Source organism: Paraburkholderia youngii (assembly GCF_013366925.1).
GTDB lineage: Bacteria > Pseudomonadota > Gammaproteobacteria > Burkholderiales > Burkholderiaceae > Paraburkholderia > Paraburkholderia youngii.
The window spans coordinates 6,454,302-6,475,520 of sequence record NZ_JAALDK010000001.1; the positions used below are offsets into that span (position 1 = coordinate 6,454,302).

14 protein-coding genes and 2 riboswitches are annotated in these 21,219 nt (G+C 65.5%); of the genes, 5 read left to right on the forward strand and 9 right to left on the reverse strand.

The genetic code is table 11. The features are described from left to right. Positions 1-71: 71 nt before the first annotated feature. Together G5S42_RS29400 and G5S42_RS29405 are read left to right on the forward strand one after the other, a co-directional pair. Positions 72-1,502, forward strand: coding sequence for a YeiH family protein (locus tag G5S42_RS29400; RefSeq protein ID WP_176109936.1), 1,431 nt, complete (start codon positions 72-74; stop codon positions 1,500-1,502). 5 nt (positions 1,503-1,507) lie between these two features. Continuing rightward, on the forward strand, positions 1,508-1,744 hold the full coding sequence (locus G5S42_RS29405) for a hypothetical protein (protein ID WP_246392092.1): 237 nt from the start codon (positions 1,508-1,510) through the stop codon (positions 1,742-1,744). Positions 1,745-1,851: 107 nt separating this feature from the next. Here G5S42_RS29405 and G5S42_RS29410 read toward each other — a convergent pair whose 3' ends face one another. After that, positions 1,852-2,022, reverse strand: a complete 171-nt coding sequence (locus G5S42_RS29410; protein WP_176109938.1) for a hypothetical protein — start codon at positions 2,020-2,022, stop codon at positions 1,852-1,854. A gap of 323 nt (positions 2,023-2,345) precedes the next feature. Between G5S42_RS29410 and putA the strand changes: the two genes are divergently transcribed. Then, a complete protein-coding gene (putA, locus tag G5S42_RS29415) occupies positions 2,346-6,284 on the forward strand; it encodes a trifunctional transcriptional regulator/proline dehydrogenase/L-glutamate gamma-semialdehyde dehydrogenase (protein WP_176109939.1) in 3,939 nt (1,312 codons plus the stop codon). 88 nt (positions 6,285-6,372) lie between these two features. Then, entirely contained in the window at positions 6,373-7,521 is a 1,149-nt protein-coding gene (locus G5S42_RS29420; protein WP_176109940.1) for a branched-chain amino acid ABC transporter substrate-binding protein, read from the forward strand. Positions 7,522-7,623: 102 nt separating this feature from the next. Here the strand turns inward: G5S42_RS29420 and G5S42_RS29425 are convergent, their stop codons facing one another. From G5S42_RS29425 to G5S42_RS29460, 8 genes are all read right to left on the reverse strand, one after another. Further along, positions 7,624-9,351, reverse strand: coding sequence for a thiamine pyrophosphate-binding protein (locus tag G5S42_RS29425; RefSeq protein WP_176109941.1), 1,728 nt, complete (start codon positions 9,349-9,351; stop codon positions 7,624-7,626). A 239-nt stretch (positions 9,352-9,590) separates the two neighbouring features. Continuing rightward, positions 9,591-10,979: an L-serine ammonia-lyase gene (locus tag G5S42_RS29430; RefSeq protein WP_176109942.1), complete on the reverse strand. Its 1,389-nt coding sequence runs from the start codon at positions 10,977-10,979 to the stop codon at positions 9,591-9,593. A 28-nt stretch (positions 10,980-11,007) separates the two neighbouring features. Continuing rightward, positions 11,008-12,138, reverse strand: coding sequence for an alginate lyase family protein (locus tag G5S42_RS29435; RefSeq protein WP_176109943.1), 1,131 nt, complete (start codon positions 12,136-12,138; stop codon positions 11,008-11,010). 124 nt (positions 12,139-12,262) lie between these two features. Continuing rightward, positions 12,263-15,199: an aminomethyl-transferring glycine dehydrogenase gene (gcvP, locus tag G5S42_RS29440; protein WP_176109944.1), complete on the reverse strand. Its 2,937-nt coding sequence runs from the start codon at positions 15,197-15,199 to the stop codon at positions 12,263-12,265. An 81-nt stretch (positions 15,200-15,280) separates the two neighbouring features. Further along, positions 15,281-15,661 carry a glycine cleavage system protein GcvH gene (gene gcvH / locus G5S42_RS29445; RefSeq protein ID WP_013090937.1) on the reverse strand — a complete coding sequence of 127 codons (381 nt, stop codon included), beginning with the start codon at positions 15,659-15,661 and terminating at the stop codon, positions 15,281-15,283. Positions 15,662-15,721: 60 nt separating this feature from the next. After that, positions 15,722-16,840 (reverse strand): glycine cleavage system aminomethyltransferase GcvT, encoded by a 1,119-nt coding sequence (gcvT, locus tag G5S42_RS29450; RefSeq protein WP_176109945.1) that lies wholly within the window; start codon positions 16,838-16,840, stop codon positions 15,722-15,724. 80 nt (positions 16,841-16,920) lie between these two features. Beyond that, a riboswitch (glycine riboswitch) is annotated at positions 16,921-17,081 on the reverse strand. 21 nt (positions 17,082-17,102) lie between these two features. Then, a riboswitch (glycine riboswitch) is annotated at positions 17,103-17,204 on the reverse strand. 49 nt (positions 17,205-17,253) lie between these two features. After that, positions 17,254-17,604 carry a hypothetical protein gene (locus G5S42_RS29455; protein ID WP_176109946.1) on the reverse strand — a complete coding sequence of 117 codons (351 nt, stop codon included), beginning with the start codon at positions 17,602-17,604 and terminating at the stop codon, positions 17,254-17,256. A 218-nt stretch (positions 17,605-17,822) separates the two neighbouring features. After that, complete coding sequence (locus tag G5S42_RS29460) at positions 17,823-18,872, reverse strand: oxidoreductase (RefSeq protein ID WP_176109947.1); 1,050 nt, start codon at positions 18,870-18,872, stop codon at positions 17,823-17,825. 249 nt (positions 18,873-19,121) lie between these two features. Here G5S42_RS29460 and G5S42_RS29465 point away from each other — a divergent pair, with 249 nt between their 5' ends. Beyond that, a complete protein-coding gene (locus tag G5S42_RS29465) occupies positions 19,122-21,206 on the forward strand; it encodes a UvrD-helicase domain-containing protein (RefSeq protein ID WP_176109948.1) in 2,085 nt (694 codons plus the stop codon). Positions 21,207-21,219: the final 13 nt, after the last annotated feature.

The window sequence follows — 21,219 nt, forward strand, 5'->3', positions numbered from 1 at the left end:
ATCGGCGCATTTTGCGGCTAAACGACAATAATTTCGCGCCGATGCCACTCAACTTTCTCGGGGCATCTGCAATGAGCGACACCCATCATCCCGCACCGGCGGGCGCCGCACCGGGTCATCGGCAAGGTACACAAGACGCGCAAACCGCACGAGGCAGCGGCTTTTCGCTGACCGAAGACTGGCTCGCCGCTGGCGTCGGCCTGCTCGTGATCGTGATTGCGTGGGCGCTGTTCGCGTCGGGCAGCAGCATCAGGTGGCTCGCGGTCGCGCCGGCCAAATGGTCGAGCGTCGCGCAGGCCGCGCAGGACATCGGCAAACGTCTACCCAACTACCTCGCGCTGTTCGCGACATTCGCGGTGCTGTTCGGAGCGAGCGTCGCTCTGCTCAGGCAGCGCGTCGGCGCGTTTCTCGCGGCGTTCGTCGTCGTATTCGTCGCTTCCGCGCTGATCCTGACGCTCGGCGCGTGGGTCGACGCGTCGAAGTACAACCTCGAGCCGCCGCTGGTGGCGCTCGCGCTCGGGCTCCTCGTATCGAACCTGTTCACGCTGCCGCAGTGGCTCGGGGCGGGGTTGCGCGTCGAGTTTTACATCAAGGTCGGTATCGTGCTGCTCGGCGCGACGCTTCCGTTCACGTTGCTCGTGTGGGCCGGGCCGGTCGCGGTCGTGCAGGCGAGCATCGTGTCGTTGGTGACGTTCTTCGTGATCTTCTTCGTTGCGCGCGCGTTCGGGCTCGATCGGCGCTTTGCCGCCGTGCTCGGTGTCGGTGGCGCAGTGTGCGGCGTGTCGGCGGCGATCGCGATTGCCGGCGCGGTACGGGCGAAGCGCGAGCAGGCGTCGGTCGCGATCACGCTGGTCGTCCTATGGGCGGTCGTGATGATCTTCGTGCTGCCGTTCGTGTCGCGCTCGCTCGGCCTGTCGACGGCCGTCGCCGGCGCCTGGATCGGCACCTCCGAATTCGCCGACGCCGCGGGCATCGCCGCCGCCCAGGCCTACGGCGATTTCGCGCGGCACGCAGGCGGCGCGATCGCCGGCGCGCCGGAAGCGTCGTTGCAGGCGTTCACGCTGATGAAGGTGGTCGGCCGCGACATCTGGATCGGCATTTGGGCGTTCGTGCTCGCAATCGTCGCGACGACGCGCTGGGAAGCGCAGGACAGCGGCGTCACCGCGCGCGCGAATGCCGGTGAGATCTGGGCGCGTTTCCCGAAGTTCGTGATCGGTTTCGTGATCGCGTCGGCGTTGGTCACGTGGATCGCGAGCCATTATTCGCTCGCCGACTACCGCAAGGTCGTCACGCCGGAGTTCGTCGCGCCGATCACGGTGCTGCGCACGTGGGCGTTCACCTTCTGCTTCCTGAGCATCGGTCTGACGACGCGCTTCCGCTCGCTTGCGGCGACCGGTCTTAAGCCGTTCCTCGCGTTCACGGCGGGCGTGGTGGTCAATATCGCGATCGGCTATGCGCTGTCCGCGCACGTGTTCGCGTCGTACTGGAACAGCCTCGGATAATGCCCGTGAAGGTTTCCAACGATCGTGGCGCGGCAAACACGCCGTGCTGCGCCGGATGCCGGCATCGCGTGAGTGAACGGGACGCGCTCGAGCAGCGTATTCCAGGGCTTGTCGCGTTTAGTTCGGGGTTCGGCGCGAGCGTCGCCGATAGCAGGCTGTGTCGTCTGCACGACCAGCTGGTTTCCCCCGGCGATGTCTGTGCGCAGTTCGAGCCCGTTGCGCCGTCGCTCGGGCCGCGCTGACCCGTAAGCGACCTGCAGGCGCCAAGCTCCGCGCACCAATCCAACTGCAAGTTCGCACACCCGCGCGCGTCCGGCTTCATGAGCCGTTGCGCGGGCTCCCCCCGATCTCAGTCGTTCAGCGCGTTTCGCGTATCGCCCGCCGATCCACGCGAGGCCGCGCTTGCCTGTTTGCGCTCGTCTTCGCGCGGATTCGAGCTTCTGGTCGCGCCTCGAATGAAAAACACCGCACAGGCCGCGCACATCACCCAGATGCCCAGTATTACCAGCCACTTTTCCATCACACCAACCCTCGAGAACCCCGTTTATCTTTTCTGCGTGCCCTGAAACCGACGTTCCCGGCCGTCCATCATCGTGCTTCTGTATATCGGCGCGCGAAGCCGTTTGATAAGGCTTATTTCAAAAAGAATCACGCCAGGGAAAGTACCGATCGAAAACACCACGGTCCGACTCTCGCTCACCGCGCGGAAAGCCCCGTCCCACAAGGCTCGCGGCATGGTGCAACCAACCTGTCGAACTGGTTGCACCTTTTTATTTGTAGGCGTACGATTCGCCCAACTTTTAGTCTTTCGCCAGGCTCACGCCCGGTATCAAAGAAGGAAACATGGCTAGCACCACCCTTGGCGTCAAGGTCGACGACCTCCTGCGTTCCCGGCTCAAAGATGCCGCCACCCGCCTCGAGCGCACCCCGCACTGGTTGATCAAGCAGGCGATTTTCGCCTACCTCGAAAAGATCGAGCACGGCCAGTTGCCGGCCGAACTGTCGGGCGCAACCGGCACGGCCGATCTCGCCGACGGCGCGGCGGTCGAGAACGAGGAAGATGGCGCGTCGCATCCGTTCCTCGATTTCGCGCAGAACGTGCAGCCGCAGTCGGTGCTGCGCGCGGCGATCACCGCCGCGTATCGCCGCCCTGAACCCGAATGCGTGCCGTTCCTGCTCGGCCAGGCGCGTCTGCCGGCCAACCTCGCGGGCGACGTGCAGGCGATGGCCGGCAAGCTCGTCGAAACGCTGCGCACGAAGAGCAAGGGCGGGGGCGTCGAAGGGCTGATTCACGAATTTTCGCTGTCGAGCCAGGAAGGCGTCGCGCTGATGTGCCTCGCCGAGGCGCTGCTGCGCATTCCCGACCGCGCGACCCGCGACGCGCTGATCCGCGACAAGATCAGCAAGGGCGACTGGAAATCGCACGTCGGCCAGGCGCCGTCGCTGTTCGTCAACGCGGCGACCTGGGGTCTGATGATCACCGGCAAGCTGGTGACGACCAATAGCGAGACGAGCCTGTCGTCGGCGCTTACGCGGCTGATCGGCAAGGGTGGCGAGCCGCTGATCCGCAAGGGCGTCGACATGGCGATGCGCCTGATGGGCGAGCAGTTCGTCACCGGCGAGAACATTTCCGAAGCGCTCGCGAACAGCCGCAAGTACGAGGCGCGCGGTTTCCGCTATTCGTACGACATGCTCGGCGAAGCGGCCACCACCGAGGCCGACGCGCAGCGCTACTACGCCTCGTACGAACAGGCGATCCACGCGATCGGCAAGGCCGCGGGCGGCCGCGGCATCTACGAAGGCCCGGGCATTTCGATCAAGCTGTCGGCGCTGCATCCGCGCTACTCGCGCGCGCAGCAGGAACGCACGATGAGCGAGCTGCTGCCGCGCGTGCGTTCGCTCGCGATCCTCGCGCGCCGCTACGACATCGGCCTCAATATCGACGCCGAAGAAGCCGACCGCCTCGAACTGTCGCTCGATCTGCTCGAAGCGCTGTGCTTCGATCCGGAGCTGCAAGGCTGGAACGGGATCGGCTTCGTCGTGCAGGCGTATCAGAAGCGCTGCCCGTTCGTGATCGACTACATCGTCGATCTGGCACGTCGCAGCCGTCACCGCATCATGGTGCGGCTCGTGAAGGGCGCGTACTGGGATACGGAAATCAAGCGCGCGCAGGTCGATGGCCTCGAGGGCTATCCGGTCTACACGCGCAAGGTCTATACCGACGTGTCGTACCTCGCCTGCGCAAAGAAACTGCTTGGCGCGCCCGATGCCGTGTATCCGCAGTTCGCGACGCACAACGCGCACACGCTGTCGGCGATCTATCACCTCGCCGGCAACAACTACTACCCCGGCCAGTATGAGTTCCAGTGCCTGCACGGTATGGGCGAGCCGCTGTACGAAGAAGTAACCGGCCGCGACAAACTGAACCGCCCGTGCCGCGTGTACGCGCCGGTCGGCACGCATGAGACGCTGCTCGCGTACCTCGTGCGCCGGCTGCTCGAAAACGGCGCGAACACGTCGTTCGTGAATCGCATCGCCGACGAATCCGTCGCGATCAAGGACCTGGTCGCCGATCCGGTCGAGGAAGCGTCGAAGATCGCGCCGCTCGGCGCGCCGCACGCGCGCATTCCGCTGCCGCGCAATCTGTACGGCGCCGAGCGGCTCAATTCGATGGGTCTGGATCTATCGAACGAGCATCGGCTCGCGTCGCTGTCATCGGCGCTGCTCGCGAGCGCGCATCATCCGTGGCGCGCCGCGCCGATGCTCGAAGACAACGAGATCGCCGCCGGCGCCGCACGTGACGTGCGCAACCCGGCCGACCATCGTGATCTCGTCGGCACGGTCGTCGAAGCGACGCCGGAGCACGTGAGCGCCGCGCTCGGTCATGCGGTGGCCGCCGCGCCGATCTGGCAGGCGACGCCGGTCGAGGCGCGCGCCGATTGCCTCGCGCGTGCCGCCGATCTACTCGAAGCGCAGATGCACACGCTGATGGGACTCGTGGTGCGCGAAGCGGGCAAGTCGCTCGCCAATGCGGTCGCGGAAATCCGCGAGGCGATCGACTTCCTGCGCTATTACTCGGCGCAGATCCGCGACGAGTTTTCGAACGACACGCATCGGCCGCTCGGTCCGGTGGTCTGTATCAGCCCGTGGAATTTCCCGCTGGCGATTTTCATGGGCCAGGTGGCCGCCGCGCTCGCAGCCGGCAACACGGTGCTCGCGAAGCCGGCCGAGCAGACGCCGCTGATCGCAGCTCAAGCTGTGCGGATTCTGCGCGAAGCGGGCGTGCCGGCGGGCGCGGTGCAACTGCTGCCGGGTAACGGCGAGACGGTCGGCGCCGCGCTGGTCGCCGATCCGCGTACGCGGGCGGTGATGTTCACCGGTTCGACCGAAGTCGCGCGTCTGATCAACAAGACACTGTCCGGCCGACTCGATCCGGATGGCAAACCCATCCCGCTGATCGCCGAAACCGGCGGCCAGAACGCGATGATCGTCGACTCGTCGGCGCTCGCCGAGCAGGTCGTCGCCGACGTGCTGCAATCGTCATTCGACTCGGCTGGTCAACGGTGTTCGGCGTTGCGCGTTCTATGTCTGCAGGACGATGTTGCAGACCGCACGCTCGAAATGCTGACGGGCGCGATGCGCGAGCTCGCGCTCGGCAACCCGGACCGGCTGTCGACCGACGTCGGCCCGGTGATCGACCTCGACGCCAAGCGCGGCATCGACGCCCACATCGCGACGATGCGCGACAAGGGCCGCAAGGTCGAGCAACTGCCGCTGCCGGAAGGCGCGACGCAGGGTACGTTCGTGCCGCCGACGCTGATCGAGCTCGACAGCATCGACGAGCTGAAGCGCGAAGTGTTCGGCCCGGTGCTGCACGTGGTGCGCTATCACCGCAGCCAGCTCGACAAGCTGCTCGAACAGATTCGCGCGACGGGTTACGGTTTGACGCTCGGCATTCACACGCGCATCGACGAAACGATCGCGCACGTGATCAGCCGCGCACACGTGGGCAACATCTACGTGAACCGCAACGTGATCGGCGCGGTGGTCGGGGTGCAGCCGTTCGGCGGCGAAGGACTGTCCGGTACGGGGCCGAAGGCCGGCGGCGCGCTGTATCTGCAGCGTCTGCTCGCGACCCGTCCGGCTGGTTTGCCGAAGTCGCTCGCGCAGGCGCTGGTGGTCGAAGTGCCGCAGGCGGCGCAGGCAGCCGAAAAGGGCGACAATCCGGCGGCCGCGCTGACCGCGTTGCGCGACTGGCTGATCGCCGAGCGCGAGCCGCAGCTTGCCGCGCGTTGTGACGGCTATCTGTCGCATGTGCCCGCGGGCGCAACCGCGGTACTGTCGGGGCCGACGGGCGAGCGCAATACATACACGCTGGGCCCGCGCGGCACGGTGCTGTGCATCGCCTCGACGGCGAGCGGCGCGCGCGTGCAGTTCGCGGCGGCGCTGGCTACGGGAAATCGTGCGTTGTTCGAAGGCGCGGCCGGTGAACAATTGGTCTCGCAATTGCCGGCGTCGCTGAAGGCGCATGCGAGCGTGAAGAAGAGCGCCGACGCACCGTTCGACGCCGTGCTGTTCGAAGGCGACAGCGACGAGCTGCTCACGCTCGTGAAAGAGGTCGCGAAGCGCGCGGGGCCGATCGTGTCGGTGCAGGGCGTCGCGGCCCGGGCGCTTGCGAGCGGCGAAGAGGACTACGCGCTCGAGCGTCTGCTGACCGAGCGCTCGGTCAGCGTGAATACCGCGGCGGCAGGCGGTAATGCGAATTTGATGACGATCGGTTGAGCGAACCTCGGCGATTTCTTCAATAGAAAGGAAGCGGGCACGGCGACCCCGACACCGCTTCATCCACACCTGGTATCAAGGAGAAGCTATGCAACACAAAATGAAACAGCTGGCAGGCGCAGCTCTGGTTGCCGCTATGTCGCTGGCGGGGACGGCCAACGCTCAATCGACGGAAGACGTGAAGATCGGCTTCGCCGGTCCGATGACGGGCGCACAGGCGCACTACGGCAAGGACTTCCAGAACGGCATCACGCTCGCGGTCGAAGAGTTCAACGCGACGAAGCCGGTGATCGGCGGCAAGCCGGTTCGCATCGTGCTCGACTCGGCCGACGACCAGGCCGACCCGCGCACCGGCACGACGGTCGCGCAGAAGCTCGTGGATGACGGCATCAAGGGCATGCTCGGCCACTTCAACTCGGGCACGACGATTCCGGCCTCGCGCATCTATGCGAACGCGGGCATTCCGCAGATCGCGATGGCGACCGCGCCGGAATACACGCAGCAGGGCTTCAAGACCACCTTCCGCATGATGACGTCCGACACGCAGCAAGGCTCGGTCGCTGGCACGTTCGCGGTGAAGAACCTCGGCATGAAGAAGATCGCGATCGTCGACGATCGCACCGCTTACGGCCAGGGCCTCGCGGATCAGTTCGAGAAGGCAGCGAAGGCGGCCGGCGCGACGATCGTCGATCGTGAATACACGAACGACAAGGCCGTCGACTTCAAGTCGATCCTGACCAAGCTGAAGTCGTCGAACCCCGATCTGATCTACTACGGCGGCGCGGATTCGCAAGCGGCACCGATGGTGAAGCAGATGAAGCAGCTCGGCGTGAAGGCGCCGCTGATGGGCGGCGAAATGGTCCACACGCCGACCTTCATCAAGCTCGCCGGCGACGCGGCGAACGGCACGGTGGCATCGCTCGCCGGTCTGCCGCTCGATGAAATGCCGGGCGGCAAGGCGTACGTCGAGAAGTACAAGGCGCGCTTCAACGAAGACGTGCAAACGTACTCGCCGTACGCGTTCGATGGCGCGATGGCGATGTTCAACGCGATGAAGAGCGCGAACTCGACCGATCCGGCCAAGTACCTGCCGGTGCTCGCGAAGACCTCGAAGCCGGCCGTCACGACGGCCAACCTCGCGTACGACGAGCGCGGCGATCTGAAGAACGGCGGTATCACGCTGTACAAGGTCGTCGATGGCAAGTGGACGACGCTGCAAAGCGTGGGCGGCAAGTAAGTTTATTTGCTGAACCCGGTTGACCATAAAAAACCCCGCTTCGGCGGGGTTTTTTGATTGACGGCGCATTCGAAGCCGCGCAGTCAGTTCAGGTGGCGATTTTCACTCCCCCCGCATTCTCCTCCCCTGCTCTCGAATCATCTCGAGCGTCGCCGCGGGCGTGCTCGCTTCCTGCGGCATGCGAATTTCGATCACGGCCGGCAGTTGCGATTCGATCGCGCGCTGCAACGCCGGCAGAAAATCCGCGGTACGTTCAACGGTCTCGCCATGCGCACCGAACGACCGCGCGAATGCCGCGAAGTCCGGATTCGTGAGACCGGTGCCATGCACGCGATGCGGATAGTGCCGCTCCTGGTGCATGCGGATCGTGCCGAAATGGCTGTTGTTGACGACGATGAACAGCACGCGCAGGTCATACTGCATCGCTGTCGCCAGTTCCTGCGCGGCCATCATGAAGCAGCCATCGCCGGCGAGCGCGACCACCGCGCGTTGCGGACACAGCGACTTTGCCGCGAGCGCCGCCGGCACGCCGTAACCCATCGCGCCGCTCGTCGGTGCGAGCTGCGAACGGAAGTGTCGATATGAGAAATGTCGATGCAGCCACGTCGCGTAATTGCCCGCGCCGTTGGTGACGATCGCGTCCTCGGGCAAGTGCGCGCGCAATTGCTCGATCACTTCCCCCATCTGCACGTCGCCGGGAGTCGGACGCGGCTTGCGCCATTCCAGATACGCGCGATGCGCTTCTTCAGCGGCACCCGCCCAGGCGAGCTTGCCGGACGTCGACGGCTTCAGTTCCGCCAGCATCGCCGTGAGTTCAGGCATGCCGGAGACGATCGGCAGATCGGCCGCATAGACGCGCCCCAGTTCTTCCGCACCCTGATGCACGTGCACCAGCGTCTGTTTCGTCTTCGGGATGTCGAGCAGCGTGTAGCCGTTGGTCGTCGCTTCGCCGAGGCGCGGACCGAGCGTGAGCAGCAGGTCCGCGTCGCGAATGCGCTGAGCGAGCGCGGGATTGACGCCGAGACCGACGTCGCCCGCATAGTTCGGATGCTCGTTGTCGAAGGTGTCCTGGAAGCGGAACGCGAGGCCGATCGGCAACTGCCAGTTTTCGATGAAGCGCCGCAGGTCCGCGCATGCGGCCGCTGTCCAGCCGCTGCCGCCGGCGATTACCATCGGCCGTTGCGCGCCTTCGAGCAACTCGCTTAGTCGCGCGATCTGCGCTGCTGAAGGCGATGCGGCCACGCGGTGATAAGCGGGCGCGCCAGGCACCGCGTCGCAGGCATCGCTCAACACGTCTTCGGGCAGCGCCAGCACGACCGGCCCCGGCCGTCCCGAGGTGGCCGTATGAAACGCATGGCTCAGATATTCGGGGATGCGCTTAGGGTCGTCGATCTGCGCGACCCACTTCGCCATCTGACCGAACATGCGCCGGTAGTCGATCTCCTGGAACGCCTCACGATCGAGATGTTCGCGCGCGCACTGGCCGATCAGCAGGATCATCGGCGTGGAGTCCTGAAACGCGGTGTGCACGCCGATCGACGCATGCGTCGCGCCCGGTCCGCGCGTGACCAGCGCGACACCCGGGCGGCCGGTCAGCTTGCCGACCGCTTCGGCCATGTTCGCGGCCGCGGCTTCGTGACGACAGACGATCGTCTGGATGCGCTCGGTTTCGTCGTGCAGCGAATCGAGCACGGCGAGAAAGCTTTCACCGGGAACGCAGAACACACGTTCGACGCCGTGCGTGAGCAACGCATCGACGACGAGGCGCGCGCCGGTCGTGCGTGCGGTATGGGAAGCGGAATTGGCAGCGGGAGCATTCGGCAGCGACATTGCGAAGAAGCCTCCTGGCAGTGCGTGAGTGCGTTGTGATGGAGCCGCATCGGCGGAACCTGCAACAGCGGCCGATGGGTGCTTCGACAGCTTACGCCGAGCACGTGGGCGCTGTCATGGCGCAGCGCAACTGTTCGATCGGCGTGGGCGCAACGCGGTCGCCCAAATGAAAAACGCGGGCCACAGAGCCCGCGCTTTTCCGATGCGATTGCATGCAATTGAATGCCGCGCTCACCGACTCAACACTCGACGATATTCACCGCGAGGCCGCCGCGCGACGTTTCCTTGTACTTGGTCTTCATGTCCGCGCCGGTTTCACGCATCGTCTTGATCACCGAATCGAGCGACACATAGTGGCTGCCGTCGCCGCGCAGCGCCATGCGCGCGGCATTGACCGCCTTCACCGATGCCATCGCATTGCGCTCGATGCACGGAATCTGCACCATGCCGCCAACCGGATCGCACGTGAGCCCGAGGTTGTGCTCCATGCCGATTTCCGCGGCGTTCTCGACCTGCTTCGGCGTGCCGCCCATCACGGCGGCCAGCGCCCCCGCGGCCATCGAGCAAGCGACGCCGACTTCGCCCTGGCAGCCCACCTCCGCGCCGGAGATCGATGCGTTCAGCTTGTACAGGATGCCGATCGCGGCGGCCGTCATCAGGAAGTCGATCACGCCCTGCTCGTTCGCGCCCGGCATGAAGCGCGTGTAGTAATGCAGCACCGCCGGAATGATGCCGGCCGCGCCGTTGGTCGGCGCCGTGACGACGCGCCCGCCCGCGGCGTTCTCTTCGTTGACGGCGATCGCGTACAGATTGATCCAGTCGACCATCGACAGCGGGTCCTGCAACGCGCGCTCAGGGTTGCCCGTCAACGCGCGATACAGCTGCGGCGCGCGCCGCTTCACCTGGAAGGGGCCGGGCAAGTGACCATCGGCGTCGGGATTGTTGATGCCGCATCCGCGCGCGACGCATGATTGCATCACGTCCCAGATCTTCAACAGACCCGCGCGCGTCTCTTCCTCGCTATGCCAGACACGTTCGTTTTCCCACATCAGCTGCGCGATGCTCTTGCCGCTCGACGCGCACAGTGCGAGCAACTCGTTGGCGGTGCGAAACGAGTGCGGAAGCTGATCGACGGCGCTCAACACCTTCGTGTTCGGTGCGCCAGCCGTCACGACGAAGCCGCCGCCGACCGACAGATAGGTCGACTCGCGCAGCGTCGCGCCTTGCGCATCGAACGCGAACAGCTTCAGGCCGTTCGGATGCTCGGGCAACGCCTGGCGATAAAACGCGATCTGCTCCTTCTGCACGAAAGGCACCTCGTGCGTGCCGAGCAGCGCGAGTTTGCGCGATGTGCGCACCGCTTCCAGCCGTTGCGCGATCGTGTCGGGATTCACGGTGTCGGGCGCATCGCCCATCAGGCCTAGCATCACGCCGCGATCGGTGCCGTGCCCCTTGCCGGTCGCGCCGAGCGAGCCGTACAGCTCCGCTTTCACCGCTGCGGTGGAATCGAGCAGCCCGTCGCGCTCGAGTCCCTGGACGAACATCAGCGCCGCGCGCATAGGCCCGACCGTATGCGAGCTCGACGGACCGATGCCGATTTTGAAGAGATCGAAAACGCTGACTGCCATGTACTGCTCCCTGCCTATAGATAAGAGTTTAGCGCGCCGCCAGCGGCAAGCACACGGCGAGCCACGCGGGCGGCGTCGGTGCGAGCTGCAGCGCGACTGGCGTAAAGCGTCCATCGAGACGCGCCGCCAGGTGAAACAGTTCCGCCGCGTTCTTCGGATCCCACCGACCCGAATAGCCGGGCAAGCCGGCCTCGCGACGTTTTGCATCGAACGCGACGTTCGAATGCACGAATTCCTCATGCGTCTGGGCGCCCATCGCAAACGGCACGAGCCAGTTCAGCGCGGCGAGCAGCGTCGCGCCGTTCGCGCCCTTCTCCTGCAGCCAGTTGCGGTTGTGGCGGCGCGCGGCGAGCGCGGCCGTCACCAGCGGTTGCAGATCGTAGGTGACGTAGTGCAGCGCATCGCGCTCGCCGAAGTCGATCGTCGAGCCGTCCGGCGCGATGTTGTCGCCGATATGCTCGACGAACAGTCGTTGCGCGGCGTTGATCATCTTGCGATTGTCGAGCGTGAACGCGGCCATCGCGATCAGCTTGATACGGTGGCTTTGCCAATTGTTACGGAACGTGCCAGTGAGCGGCCGCGGCTGCGCGTCGATCTGTGCGATATAGCCGTTGGCGAACTTCGTCAGAAACGCCATCGCCGCATTGCGCGTTTTGACGGGCAGCGCGCTCGCTGTCATGTCGTAGGCGAGGATCAGCCCTTCGAAACCCGTTTCGTCGATCGGATTGAAGCTCGGCTGATAGGTCGTGACCCATGCATACAGCAGACGATCGACGAGCTTCAGGAAGCGGTCGTCGCTGGTCGCGCGCCACGCGAGCGCGGCATCGCGCAGCAGGTCGAGATCCTTCTGCGCTTCGACGCTCTGATCGTAGATGCCCTCGTGCGGCAGCGTGCCTTCGGTGTGCAGTTTCGCGAGCGCATGGGGCGGCTCGTTCAGATGCGCCTGCACGTTGGCGACGAGCGCCTTGACGCCGGGATCGGCATTGGTGCGCTCGCTCGTTTGCAGCGCCGGCGCCGCGCAGAAATTCATCGCGGCCTGCGCCTCGCGCAGCGGCAGCAGCACGGCCGTAGCGGCCAGCAGCACAGCGTAAGCGGGTCGCCACGGACGGAGACCCGCCGCCTCGTCCCGGCTTTGCATCAATCGCACCTTTCGCGCCATGCGAAACTCCTCGTTAGGCTGATTCGGTGTGTGATGTTAGCCGGTTGCGGCTTTCAACAACAGGATCGCGCGCGGACGCTGACGGACCTTCGCAGCGCCGCGCGTGACTTCCCTTGACTCGCTCTTACTCGTAATCGGCGATCGGCACGCACGAGCAGAACAGGTTGCGATCGCCGTACACGTTGTCCGCACGACCGACCGGCGGCCAGTACTTGTTCGCGATCAGCGTCTTCAGCGGATACGCAGCGGTCTCGCGCGCATACGCATGCTTCCAGTCGTCGGCGATCACGACCGCCGCGGTGTGCGGCGCGTGCTTCAGCGGATTGTCCTCGCGGTCCGAGCGGTCTTCCTCGACCGCGCGGATTTCCTCGCGGATCGCGATCATCGCCTCGATGAAGCGATCGAGCTCTTCTTTCGACTCCGATTCGGTCGGCTCTACCATCAGCGTGCCCGGCACCGGGAAGCTCATCGTCGGCGCGTGGAAGCCGTAGTCGGCGAGGCGCTTGGCGACGTCGTCGACGGTGATGCCGCTCGTGTCCTTGATCGGACGCAGATCGAGAATGCACTCGTGCGCGACGAGACCGCCGGGGCCCGAGTACAGCACAGGATAGTGCGGCGCGAGCTTGTTCGCGACGTAGTTCGCGTTGAGGATCGCGGTTTCGGTCGCGGCGGTCAGGTTCTTCGCGCCCATCATCGCGATGTACATCCACGAGATCGGCAGGATCGACGCCGAGCCGTATGGCGCGCCCGACACCGCGCCGATGCCGTTCTCCGCGCGCTGATAGCCCGACGAAGTCTGGTTCGGCAGGAACTGCGCGAGGTGCGCGCCGACCGCCACCGGACCGACGCCCGGTCCGCCGCCGCCGTGCGGAATGCAGAAGGTCTTGTGCAGGTTCAGGTGCGAGACGTCGCCGCCGAACTGACCCGGCGCGCACAGGCCGACCATCGCGTTCATGTTCGCGCCGTCCACGTACACCTGGCCGCCGTGCGCATGCACGATCTCGCAGATTTCCCGAACGTTCTGCTCGAACACGCCGTGCGTCGACGGGTACGTGATCATGATCGCAGCGAGCTTATCGGCGTGCTGCGCGGCCTTCTTCTTCAGATCCTCGATATCGACGTTGCCCTGCGCGTCGCATGCGACGACCACGACCTGCATGCCGGCCATCTGCGCCGACGCCGGGTTCGTGCCGTGCGCCGAAGCGGGAATCAGACAGACGTTGCGATGCGCTTCGCCGCGCGACGCGTGATATGCGTGGATGATCAAGAGACCCGCGTATTCGCCCTGCGAGCCCGCGTTCGGTTGCAGCGACACGGCCGCATAGCCGGTTGCGGCGACCAGCATCTCTTCGAGCTGATCGATCATCTCGCGGTAGCCGACGGTCTGTTCGGCCGGTGCGAACGGATGGATCTGGCCGAACTCGGGCCACGTGACCGGCAGCATTTCCGAGGTCGCGTTCAGCTTCATCGTGCACGAGCCGAGCGGGATCATCGAGCGATCGAGCGCGAGGTCCTTGTCCGACAGGCTGCGCAGATAGCGCAGCATTTCCGTCTCCGAATGATGACGGTTGAACACATGATGCGTGAGGTACGCGCTCGTACGTTCGAGCGCGGCCGGCACCGACGCGGTGTTCGATGCGCTCAGCGCGGCGTCGAGCGCGTCGACTTGCGGCACGTCGCTTGCGAAGGCCGCTTGCGCGAACACCGCGAGCAGGTCGGCCAGATCGTGGCGCGTGGTGGTTTCGTCGATCGACAGGCCGACTTGCGTCGCGCTCACGCGGCGCAGGTTGATGCGCCTGGCCGTGGCCGCGTCGTGCAGCGCTTGCGTGCGTGCGCCGGTGTCGAACGTGACCGTGTCGAAGAACGTTTCGTTGACGAGCTTATAGCCGAGCTGCTTCGCGCCTGCGGCGAGCAGCGTGGCGATGCGGTTCACGCGCAGCGCGATCGTCTTCAGGCCGCGCGGGCCGTGATAGACCGCGTACATGCTCGCCATGATCGCGAGCAGCGCCTGTGCGGTACACACGTTCGAGGTCGCCTTCTCGCGGCGGATGTGCTGCTCGCGCGTTTGCAGCGCGAGACGCAGCGCGGGGTTGCCTTGCGCGTCGACGGTCACGCCGACCAGACGTCCCGGCATCTGCCGCTTGAATTCGTCGCGCACCGCGAGGTACGCGGCATGCGGGCCGCCGAAGCCGACCGGCACGCCGAAACGCTGGGTATTGCCGACCGCGACGTCCGCGCCCCATTCGCCCGGCGGCGTCAGCACTGTCAACGCGAGCAGGTCGGCGGCGACGACCACATGGCCGCCCGCCGCGTGGATCGCTTCGGTCAGCGCGCGGTAGTCGCGCACGTCGCCGTTCACGCCCGGATATTGCAGCAGCACGCCGAATGCGTTGGCGTCGGTGGCTTCAGCGGCCGGGCCGACCTTCACTTCGATGCCGACCGGCGTCGCGCGCGTCTTCACGACTTCGATGGTTTGCGGCAGCACGTCGTCGGCGACGAAGAACACGTTCGACTTCGGTTTGCCGACGCGTTGCAGCAGTGTCATCGCTTCGGCGGCGGCGGTCGCTTCGTCGAGCAGCGATGCGTTCGAGATCGCGAGGCCGGTCAGGTCGGTGATCATCTGCTGGAAGTTCAGCAGCGCTTCCAGACGGCCTTGGGAAATTTCAGGCTGATACGGCGTGTACGCGGTGTACCACGCCGGATTTTCCAGCACGTTGCGCAGGATCACCGTCGGCGTATGGGCGTTGTAATAGCCCTGGCCGATGTAGGAGCGGAACACCTGGTTCTTGTCCGCGAGCTCGCGCAAGGCGGCGAGCGCTTCGGCCTCGCTCTTCGGTTGCGCGAAGGGGCCGAGCGGCAGCGCTTCGGTGCGGCGAATCGTCTTCGGGATGACGGCGTCGATCAATGCCGCGCGCGATGCGAAGCCGAGTGCTTCGAGCATCGCTTGCTGGTCGGCCGCATCCGGGCCGATATGCCGTTCGGCGAAGGCGTCGTGCACTTCGAGCGCGGCGAGCGAGAGAGGAGTGCGGTTCATCAGACGATCCGGGTGTTCGAGCTTCATGGGTGTTCCTGGCGGCGCGGCGGGCGCCGTTGTGCGAGCGCCGCGCCTGACGGTTAAAACGAAAGTGAATCAGGCAGTAACTCAGGCGCCGATCGACTTCGCGTACGCGTCGGCGTCGAGCAGACGCTCGAGCGACGCGTCGGCGGCCGGCTTGATCTTGAACAGCCAGCTGTCATACGGCGTGCTGTTGACGGTGTCCGGCGAGTCGCCGACGGCCGTGTTCGCTTCGATGACTTCGCCCGAAACCGGCGCGTAGATATCGGAAGCGGCCTTCACCGATTCGATCACGGCGACGGTGTCGCCGGCGGTCACGGACTTGCCGAGTTCCTGGACTTCGAAGAAGACGATGTCGCCGAGCGCTTCCTGCGCGTGGTCGGTGATGCCGACCGTCAGCGTGCCGTCCGCTTCAGTGCGGACCCATTCGTGCGATTCGGTGTATTTCAGATCGGCCGGGATGCTCATTGGATGCTCCTGAACGGTATGTTCGGTAGTGGTTTGAATGTAGGGGCGTGCGCCGGCCGCTTAGACCGCCAGCACCTTGCCGTTGCGCACGAACGGCAGTTTTACCACGCTTGCGGGGCAGGCCTTGTCGCGAATCTGGACATGCACGGTGTCACCCGGCTGCACGCCTTTCGGCACGCGCGCGAAGGCGATCGATTCCTGCATGGTCGGCGAGAACGTGCCGCTGGTGATTTCGCCGTCGCCGTGCGGCGTGACGACTTTCTGATGCGCGCGCAGCACGCCGGCAGCCTTGCCGTTGTCCTTCAGCAGGATCAGGCCGACGAACCCGGCGCGCGAGCCGTCGGCTTCGAGGCTGCTCTTGCCGATGAAGTCGCGCGGTGAGGTGAGGTCGACGGTCCATGCGAGGCCGGCGTCGAGCGGCGAGACATTGTCGTCCATGTCCTGGCCGTAAAGATTCATGCCGGCTTCGAGGCGCAGCGTATCGCGTGCGCCGAGACCGGCCGGGCGCACGCCTTGGGCGGCGAGCGCATTCCACAGCGCTTCGACATGCGCAGCGGGCACGATGATCTCGAAACCGTCTTCGCCGGTGTAGCCTGTGCGCGCGACGGTCAGCTCGCCAAACGGCGTGCCGTCGATGCGCGCGGCGTTGAACGGCTTCAGCGCTTCGGTCGCGGCGCGCGCGGCCGGCACCGTTTGCCACGCTTTTTCGCGCGCGTTCGGGCCTTGCACCGCGACGATCGCCAGATCGCGGCGCGGCGTGATGGTGAGGCCGAAGCCGCCTTCGGCGTTGAGCTGGCCGAACCAGGCGATGTCTTTGTCGGCGGTGCCGGCGTTGACGACCACGCGGAAGTGGTCTTCGCCGAAGTAATAGACGATCAGGTCGTCGATCACGCCGCCGTTCGGATTCAGCATGCAGGAGTAGAGCGCGCGGCCCGGCGTTTGCAGCTTCGCGACGTTGTTCGCGAGCGCGTATTCGAAGAACGCGCGGACGCGCTCGCCGGTGAAGTCGACCACGCACATGTGGGACACGTCGAACATGCCGGCGTCGGTGCGCACTGCGCGATGTTCCTCGATCTGCGAGCCGTAGTTGACGGGCATGTCCCAGCCGCCGAAGTCGACCATGCGGGCATTGAGCGCACGGTGAGCGGCGTGGAGCGGGGTGTGTTTGAGTTCGGTCATGGGGCCTCGGGCGTCTCGCGGAACAAAAAAGGCCATGCGGCGCACTGCCTCGCGGCCTTGTGCCTGCGGGCGTGGTTCTGCATGACCCCTCTGTCCTCGATACCTGAGAGATTGCGCCGCCGCGACTGGCTCAATGAGCTCGATTCGTCACGGGGAAACGCGCGCCCCTTCGGTGGGCAGCTTGCCTGCGGTGCACCACGTGCGACGCGGATGGCTACTGCCGCTCTCCAGAGTGCGAAAAAACCGCCGGAAGACGGGTTTTTCGACGCGGTCGGTCCTTTTGCCTGAGAGTTTGCGGGTGTGCCCCTTCGGCGGCGCGGCCTGCGATTTTCCGCTTGCCAGCACGCTCTCCCGACGCGTGCGGCGAATGTACGCGACGGGCCGGGGCTTGTCAAATAAAGGGCCGGGAGCGCTCACTCGCCGATCGCATGAGCCGCATTGTCCAGTTCCTGGTTCAGCACGCGCTGTTCTTCCGCGGACAAACCGCCACCGTGCTGCGTGGCCATGTCACGCGCTTCCTGACGGATCGTCTCGAGGCGGTGATGCAGCGCGGCGCCTTGCGGCGGGGGGTAATAGCCCTGATTCACCCGAGTGTCGATACGGCGCGCGAGATTGTCGATGCGGCCCTCGACCTGATGCAGGCGCTGGTCCGCGATCTGCTGCGGAGTGGGGCTCGGGTGCGGGGCCGGCGGCGGCGTTACCACGCAGGCGGCGACGGAGCCGAGCAGCGCGCATGCAACAAGGGCACGGATGATTCGAGACATGGATTCTCCAGGAGTCGTTGTCGTATCGATTGCTACCTCGCTAGCAACGGATGACGAGGAACGCCCGCTGACCTCGGCAGCGGGCGAATTTGTAACGTTATGTTCCTTTCTGGAACGTCAGGAAAGGCCCGCGCCGACGGCCTTTACGGCGCGGAAGGTCATCCTGTTTTCGGTACACAGACCGCGCGAGCACGGTGCCACGCGCAGCGATGCAAGGCTCAGCGAATGCGCTCGAACGGCAGCCGCACGCCCTGCTCGGAGCTGCGCGCGGCCAGTTCGATGATCGTCATGACGTCGACCGCGTCGCGCGTGCTGACCGGAAATGCGACGCCGTTCTGGATCGTGTCGGCCAACGCAATATAGAAGCCTGCGTACTCGCCGTTGCGGGTGGGCAATTCACGCTCGACTTCCTCGTCGCCTTCGAGCACGCGCAGCACGCCGGGGGTGTTGCCGGCGCCGAAGCCTGCGTCGCCGGGGCGCAGGCCGGCTTTCAGCTGATCTTCCTGGGTGTCGAGGCCGTGTTTCACATAGCTCCCGCGCGTTCCATGGATCGCAAAGCGCGGTCCCGGCAACGCGGTCAGCGCGCTTGCATGCAGCACGACCTCGAACTCCTCGTAGCCGAGCTGGATGTGCACGTAGTCGGGTGCGCTTGCGTCGTCGCGATGCGTGCGCACCGTCGCCGAGACGGTCTGCGGTGCGCCGAAGAGGGCGAGCGTCTGATCGATCAGATGCGGACCGAGATCGAACAGCAGACCGCCGCCGCGCGTCACATCCTCGCGCCAGCGCTGACGCACGCCCGGCCGGAAGCGGTCGAAATGCGATTCGTAATGCGTGACGCGACCCAGTTCCACGCGCGCGAGCAGGTCGCGTACGGTCAGAAAATCGCCGTCCCAGCGGCGGTTGTGAAAGGGTGCGAACAGCTTGCCGCGGGCGAGCGCGATATTGGCAAGGGTGTGGGCGTCGGCGGCGCTCAGCGTGACAGGCTTGTCGACGACCACGTGCTTGCCGGCTTCGAGCGTGCGGCGCGCGAGGTCGAAGTGGGTGTCGTTGGGCGTTGCGATCACGACGCAGTCGATGTCGTCGAGCGCGAGCAACGCGTCGAGATCGGCGACGATCTTCGCGTGCGGATAGTCGGCGTGCGCTCTCTCGGATTGCCCGGTCGCAATCGCGGCGACGCTCGCGCGTCCGCAATGTTCGATCACCGGTGCGTGAAACGTCGCGCCGGCGAAGCCGTAGCCCATCAATCCAACCTTCAGCGATGCGGACATGCGATTCTTCCTGAGGAACGGCGCGCCGCCTTGCCACCGCGGCGGCGGCGCGCAATCTCATCATTGTGGCATTTGTGGGCTGGACCGGGGGCTGAGCATGACCCCCATCGCGGAGTCCATCGCGGTTGTCCATGTTAACATCGCACCTCTCGCGCGCATCGAGCCGCGCAGCATGTCCCGGGCCTTCGGCCGGCGCCTCCCGCCGGTCCGATCTCAGCGGCCCTCAACCGTCTTACCCATCCACAAACGATGTCCGCAGGCCTGAACCCCGCTCAAAGTGAAGCGGTCCGTTATCTCGACGGTCCCTGTCTCGTACTCGCCGGCGCCGGCAGTGGCAAGACGCGCGTGATCACGCAGAAAATCGCTCACCTGATCGAAGCGAAGGGCTTCGAGCCACGCCACATCGCCGCCGTCACGTTCACGAACAAGGCCGCGGCGGAAATGCGCGAGCGCGTCGGCAAGCTGCTCGAAGGCAAGACGCTGACCGCGCCGGGCAAGGAAGGCCGCAAGGTGCCCGTGAACCAGCTGACGGTGTGTACCTTCCACTCGCTCGGCGTGCAGATCCTGCGGCAGGAGGCGGAACACGTCGGACTGAAGCCGCAATTCTCGATCATGGATTCCGACGACTGCTTCGGCATGATCCAGGAACAGGTCGGCTCGACGGACAAGGGCTTCATCCGCAAAATCCAGTCGATCATCTCGCTGTGGAAGAACGGCCTGATCATGCCCGAGCAGGCGATCGCGACCGCATCGACCGAGGACGAGCATCAGGCGGCGATCGTCTATCGCAACTACGTGGCGACGCTGCATGCATATCAGGCGGTCGATTTCGACGATCTGATCCGCCTGCCCGCCGAGCTGTTCGCGAGCAACGAGCAGGTGCGCGATCGCTGGCAGAACAAGCTGCGCTATCTGCTGATCGACGAATATCAGGACACCAATGCGTGCCAGTACGAACTGGTGAAGCTGCTGGCCGGCAAGCGCGCGGCATTCACGGCGGTCGGCGACGACGACCAGGCGATCTACGGCTGGCGCGGCGCGACCCTCGAGAACCTCGGCCAGCTCGGCAAAGATTTTCCGAATCTGCACCTGATCAAGCTCGAACAGAATTACCGCTCGACGGTGCGTATCCTGACCGCCGCGAACAACGTGATCGCGAACAACCCGAAGCTGTTCGAGAAAAAGCTGTGGTCCGAGCACGGCATGGGCGACACGATCACGGTGACCGGCTGCAACGACGAGGAGCACGAGGCGGAGTCGGTCGTGTTTCGGCTGTCCGCGCACAAGTTCGAGCGGCGCGCGAATTTCCGCGACTACGCGATCCTCTATCGCGGCAACTTCCAGGCGCGCATCTTCGAGCAGGTGCTGCGCCGCGAACGGATTCCGTACGTGCTGTCGGGCGGCCAGTCGTTCTTCGACAAGGCCGAGATCAAGGACATCTGCGCGTACCTGCGCCTGATCGCCAATGCGAACGACGACCCCGCGTTCATCCGTGCGATCACGACACCGCGCCGTGGCGTCGGCAATACGACGCTGGAGGCGCTCGGCGCGTTCGCGGGCCAGGCAAAGGTGTCGCTGTTCGAGGCGGTCTACATGGGCGGCATCGAGGCGCGTCTGTCGCCGCGTCAGATCGAGCCGATGCGCGCGTTCTGCGACTTCATGCAGCGCCTGACCGACCGTGCGGAGAAGGATGCGGCGGGCACGCTGCTCGACGAGCTGATGGAAGCGATCCACTACGAAGCGTATCTGTACGACGCGTTCGACGAACGCCAGGCGCAGGCGAAGTGGCAGAACGTGCTCGAGTTCATCGAGTGGCTGAAGCGCAAGGGCACGAAGGAGGAGCCGGCGGCCGGCAGCGAGGCGACCGGCTACGACACCGCCGACGGCCTCGGCGACACCGGCAAGAACCTGCTCGGCCTGATCCAGACGGTCGCGCTGATGTCGATGCTCGAAGGTCGCGAGGAAGATCCGGATGCGGTGCGGCTGTCGACCGTGCATGCGTCGAAGGGGCTCGAGTATCCGCACGTGTTTCTGGTCGGCGTCGAGGAAGGCATCATGCCGCATCGCGGCGGCGCGGACGACGAGCCGATCGACGACGCGCGCATCGAGGAGGAGCGCCGGCTGATGTACGTCGCGATCACGCGCGCGCAGCGCAGCCTGCATCTGAACTGGTGCAAGAAGCGTAAGAGGGCGCGGGAGACGATCGTCTGCGAGCCGTCGCGCTTTATCAACGAGATGCTGCTCGACGATGCGCCGCCGCCGACGCCGGAAGAGGCGCCGATGTCGCCGAAGGATCGGCTCGCGAGTCTGAAGGCGCTGTTGCAGAAGGCGTGAGCGGGTGAGGCTT